Source organism: Candidatus Cloacimonadota bacterium, from assembly GCA_034722995.1.
In the GTDB taxonomy this organism is placed as follows: Bacteria; Cloacimonadota; Cloacimonadia; order JGIOTU-2; family JGIOTU-2; genus JAGMCF01.
Window position 1 is genome coordinate 2,196 of the sequence record JAYEOL010000068.1, and the last position, 5,559, is coordinate 7,754.

At 32.9% G+C, this 5,559-nt stretch carries 4 protein-coding genes; 3 read left to right on the forward strand and 1 reads right to left on the reverse strand.

Going from position 1 to position 5,559, the window contains the following annotated elements:
• Positions 1-512: 512 nt before the first annotated feature.
• The 3 genes from U9R23_07760 (at position 513) to lepA (ending at position 4,595) form a co-directional block, all read left to right on the forward strand.
• A complete protein-coding gene (locus tag U9R23_07760; protein MEA3476318.1) occupies positions 513-1,742 on the forward strand; it encodes a VanZ family protein in 1,230 nt (409 codons plus the stop codon).
• Positions 1,714-2,649: a tetratricopeptide repeat protein gene (locus U9R23_07765; protein MEA3476319.1), complete on the forward strand. Its 936-nt coding sequence runs from the start codon at positions 1,714-1,716 to the stop codon at positions 2,647-2,649. Before U9R23_07760 ends, U9R23_07765 begins: the two co-directional genes overlap by 29 nt.
• A 152-nt stretch (positions 2,650-2,801) precedes the next feature.
• Positions 2,802-4,595 (forward strand): translation elongation factor 4, encoded by a 1,794-nt coding sequence (lepA, locus tag U9R23_07770; GenBank protein MEA3476320.1) that lies wholly within the window; start codon positions 2,802-2,804, stop codon positions 4,593-4,595.
• A gap of 54 nt (positions 4,596-4,649) precedes the next feature.
• Here lepA and U9R23_07775 read toward each other — a convergent pair.
• The coding region (locus tag U9R23_07775) for a PEGA domain-containing protein (protein ID MEA3476321.1) at positions 4,650-5,559 on the reverse strand (910 nt) is incomplete at its 5' end.

Consider the following 5,559-nt stretch of genomic DNA (forward strand, 5'->3'; position numbering starts at 1 on the left):
TTTGGACAGAAATTAAGCAAGAAAGAGATGTTAGGATTGATAAATCAATTATTTGCAACACAAAATCCCTTTTTCTGTCCACACGGCAGACCAACAATAATTGAAATTTCTTTTGATGAATTGAGGAGGAGATTTAAAAGAATTTAATAGTGCCTTTACAATTTTGTAATTAGACGAGAAGATAACAAGATTTTTTTACCTATGATAGAACCAAAAAGCAGACGATGAACTGATAAAACATGTTAGAAATGAGATGAAATATACATCCGCCCTGCCTTCCATCCCGATTTTATCGGGACGGCGGACAGGCAGCTGGCGGAGAGGACAGGGTGTGTCATCAGCCTGTCCGGCGTAGCTTTAGCGTAGATGGGTGTGCTATTTTTCAGATAAAAATGGGATGTTCGTCACGGAATGGTCCGTGACGACTCTGCCATGCTTCGGATGGGTACGCCCCGACGAGTATGCGACAAAAGGAGCCGTCAGGGACCACTCCCTGACGGTGGCAGAAACCTATGAAGAAAAATGTTCAAATACTCTATTCTCCTGTTACCAATCTTATTTTATATGCTCTGCTTCTTATCGCTACTCCTTTTTTACTGATACAAAACTATTTGCAGCAAGCAATCGGAATGGCTTCCGATTTGTCTTTTAATGTTTGGAAGTTAGAAGTCCCATATATTTTGGCAATCGCCATCATTTTTGTTATTGCTATTCTTGTAGTTTTTCGTCATAAGATAACTCGTTTCCGCATTTTCGCATGCATTGTTGTCATTCTAATGATGATTTTAGGCCAGAGTTCTACTGATTATTATTTCCATCATAAATTCTACGAACTGCAACATAACTGGCATTACTTTGCATATGGAATTTTTGCTTATATAATATATAGATTTTTAAAGCAGAAAGAACTGCCATCAGAACGGATTATTCTGTATACTTTTATTACAGCACTTTCCGCCTCAGCATTTGACGAAGTTATACAGATTTTTATTTCCAGCCGTATATTTGATATATGCGATGTTGCCAAGGATGCCTGGGGCACAATAATGGGAATGGTTGTAGTTTTCTTTGTCATTGAGAGTGGGAAAATAACCAGAAATGGTTGGAAACTACAGCAGAGAAAAATCAGGGATTATTTGAAAAATCCTTTTTCACTACTTTTTTTAGAAGCGGTTTTTGCCTATCTTTTTCTATTAATTAGCTCTATACTTTCTAATAAAAAATATCTACCCGTTGCTGTTCTATTACTAATTGGTGCTTTTTTTATCTTATTTTTTATTTTTCATAATTCTCAGAAGAAAATATATCGCACCATATTTATTTCTATTGCAATTATTCTGGTAGCCTTCCAGAGCTTTTTCTTTATCAAATACCATAACGGAAATATTATCAATAATAGCAAAGGATTTATAGTTTACAAAGGGATTCCTATACCGTATTTTGATATTGTGATATATCCAAACGGCACTTTCAGACTGGTGGATAAAAAAATCTATTTTAATAATCCAGATAAATACAATACCATCTATCTTCTTTCAAAAGATATCCTTCTTATCGGAAGCGGCAGTGATGGAAAAGGAGGCAAGGGCTTCCCTGAAGAAAAGGAAGCACAGTTCGTATTCAATCCAAAAACAAAACTTCCTCTTCAAATCATAATTCTAAAGACTCCAAAAGCATGCGAAAAATTTAATGAACTAAAAAAGAAAGGCTATAATGTCCTGTATATTATCCACAATTCCTGATAAGAAACGCAAATTTCAGAGAAGGGTAAAAAAGACATCACAAACTGAAGATAAAGTAATCAGATATTGCATAGTTGCTATTTGGGGATTACTTATTGCTTTTGGAGTTATTTCCTTAATCCATCCAACCTGGCTTCAAAGTATTTCAACTCCCGGTAAAAATATTGAAGCACAAAATTGCAAGGATATGGGAGATTACTGTCTCAAAAATGCAAACTATAGAACGGCTGTATCTGCATATACTCAAGCTCTGAAAATTCAACCCAACATGGATGGAGCACATATAAATCTTGCTATAACTTACTCACAAATGAAATTATATGATAAGGCAATTTTTATCTTTAAAAAACTTCTTAAACAAAACTCGGAATATATCAATGTGATTTATTATAATCTTGGAGAGATTTACGAAAATACTGGTCAAATAGATGAAGCTATAAAATATTACACAAAATCGACAGAAACGGCCCCTTTTGCATTTAATTCATATAGCAAAATTGGAAAGCTTCATATAAAAAGGAAAAAATGGGACCTTGCAATTAAAGCTTTTAATAAGGCATTAGATAACAGATTAAATATAAAAATATGCTATAAAGGTATGTTAAAGAAAGAGATTCGTAAATATTCTAATTATCCTGAAATTACGGAAATAATAAATGGACTACTTTTGAAAGCAGATTCCGAAGAACTCCAGAAGCATTACGATTCCACTATATTCCAAAAGATGCTTGATAAAGATATAGAACTTGCAAAAATTCATCATGACATTGGATGCGCATACTTTATGAAAGATGATTTACAAAATGCAATTTCCCATTTTCGGATGTCTCTAAAAATATGGCCAAACTCGGAAGGAACAAAGAAAAATCTAAAAGCTGCTTTGGAAAAACAAAAAAAAGGCACATAAAAATTTAATTATAAATGTCCCAACCTACAATCCTATAATTTTGCCCTGACTTATTATCTGTAAATCTTACTGAGTTTGCTATATTTTTACTTTTTAAAATTAAAGAAAAAATTTGACATAAAAAATCACATTCAATGGTTAGCATCGTGTCTATGAAAAAGAAAAATATTAGAAACTTCTGTATTATTGCACATATTGACCACGGAAAATCTACATTGGCAGATAGATTTCTTGAAGTAACTCATACAGTGAATAAAATCGCATTTGAACAGGTTCTTGATGATATGGATTTAGAAAGAGAAAGAGGCATAACAATAAAAGCTCATCCTATAAGAATGAAATATTTTTATACGAATAATGAATATACATTAAATTTGATAGATACTCCCGGGCATGTGGATTTTTCCTATGAAGTTTCACGAAGTATAGCTGCATGCGAAGGTGCAATACTCCTTGTTGATGCATCTCAAGGTATTGAAGCTCAGACTTTAAGTAATTTATATATCGCTCTTGACCATAATTTAGAAATAATTCCTGCAATAAACAAAATAGACCTATCTTCTGCAAATGTAGAAAAAGTTAGAAAAGACCTTTCTGACCTTATTGGTGTTTTTGAGGAAGATATTTTCCTTGTTAGTGCAAAAGAAGGGATTGGAATTACTCCTTTATTGGATGCAGTAATAGAGAAAATTCCTCCACCTCCTTCAAAATTCAAAGAAACTCGTGCTCTTATCTTTGACTCTCAGTATAATCAATATAGAGGAGTTGTAATTTACATCCGAGTATTTGATGGTGAATTAATAAAAGGTGACAGAATAAAATTTTTTGCAACAGATAAAATATATGAAGTTGAAGATATTGGTCACTTTGGTTTGAAAATGGAACCATGCGATAAACTTTCTTCAGGCGAAGTAGGCTACATCATTGCAGGTGTAAAAGGAGTCCGTGAAGCAAAGGTTGGAGATACTGTAACACTTGCAGAAAATCCTACTACAAATCCCTTATCTGGTTTTAAAAATCCCAAGCCGATGGTTTTCAGTGGTATATATCCTATGGATGGTGCATATTACAATAATCTTCGTGATGCTCTTGCAAAATTTCAACTTAATGATACCTCATTAGTTTATGAACCAGAAAATTCGTTAATTCTTGGTTTCGGTTTTCGTTGTGGATTCCTCGGACTGTTACATCTTGAAATTTTCAAAGAAAGAATAAACCGTGAGTATGGAATTTCAATTATTTCTACTACTCCAAGTGTGGAATTTATTGTAAAAAAGAAAAATTACCAAGAAATTATTGTAGACAATCCTTCTCTTATGCCCGAGATTGGAGAGATAGAATATATAAAAGAACCAATAATGGATTGTGAAATTCTTGTTCCAACTGAGTATATTGGCAACATTATGAGATTAGCTCAAGAAAGAAGAGGAATACAAAAAAATCTGGAATACTTAGATGAAAAAAGAGTTTCTATTCATTACGAATTTCCGCTTATTGAGGTACTTTTTGATTTTTATGATAAACTAAAATCTGTCAGCAGAGGTTATGCTTCTTTTGATTATGATTATAAAGAACATCGTATTTCTGATGTCCAAAAGGTTGATATTCTTGTTAATGGAGATAAGGTAGATGCAATGTCATTTATCACTCATTCAGACAAAGCATTTGCTTGGGGTAAAAGCATTACGGAAGAACTCAAAAAAATAATACCGAGGCATCTCTTTAAGATTGCAATACAAGCAGCAATTGGAAATAAAATAATTGCAAGAAGTACTATAAATGCTTTACGAAAGGATGTTACGGCTAAATGTTATGGTGGTGATATAACAAGAAAAAGAAAGCTTCTTGAAAAACAAAAAAAGGGTAAGAAGAGAATGAAGGAGGTTGGACAGGTAAGTATTCCACAGGAAGCATTCCTTGCTGTACTTAAGGCGGATAGAAGTTAAATATAACTATAAAACACGAGTTGGGTTATGACTTGAGTCGAGTTTTATTCCAAATTATTTTTCTACAAAACCTTTCTTAATACTATATTTTGTAACTAATGAAGGATCCACAGATAATTTTGTATCAATAATTGTAAAACTAGTCACATCCCACCATGCACCATCATCATCACCATCAGCAGTAAATTCATAAGGTTCAAAATATGTAGTTTCTCCATTAAAAATAATCTCAACTTCAGCAGAAGTGGGATATTCTTCACTATATCCATCATATAGATTTGCTTTAACAATATATACTCCATCAGAAACCTGCGATTGATAGAATATTTCCGGACCATACCCATCTGTAATATCCTGTTCTAAATATCCAAATGGAATAGCATCTTTATCATTCCAGAAACAATGATTATCATCAGGATCCCAAATATGAAGGTCAACATCAGTTTCATCTGTATCCCAGCGAAGTTCAATTCGTAAATCATATGCCTGTTCATCCTTGTATATTGTAAACACATCAGAAACACCTGTGTTGCCGTCATCATTAGTTGCTCTTAGAAAGAATTCATTATAAGTTTCTTCAATAGAAATATACTCATGGAAATTTTGGTAATTATCTACATTTATATTTTGCTCATTTCCATTTAGATTGAGAATTGTATAGCTTCCAGAAAAATTCTGAATATATCCAGATAGGAAGAACTCGTCCTCAGTGATAATCTCTCCGTTTGTTGGTGATGTTATATAAATCTCTGGAGTAGGATATGATGGTGTTTCAAGATTAAAATATACTTCTGTATCATCATCTACATAAATCGTTCTTGATACTTCATTGTAACTAATAAGATAAACTCGTATTGTATATGTTCCTTCTGAAACATAATTAATTGTATATGGTGTTAAATGGTAAATATTCTGCTCATTGAAATAAATATTTGCACCAGGTGGTTCGGACTCTACTGTTATG

Excerpts from the sequence above, each read along its gene's own strand:
- U9R23_07760 (MEA3476318.1), top strand. The coding sequence starts at position 513 with ATGAAGAAAAATGTTCAAATACTCTATTCTCCTGTTACCAATCTTATT.
- U9R23_07765 (MEA3476319.1), top strand. The coding sequence starts at position 1,714 with ATGTCCTGTATATTATCCACAATTCCTGATAAGAAACGCAAATTTCAG.
- lepA (MEA3476320.1), top strand. The coding sequence starts at position 2,802 with ATGAAAAAGAAAAATATTAGAAACTTCTGTATTATTGCACATATTGAC.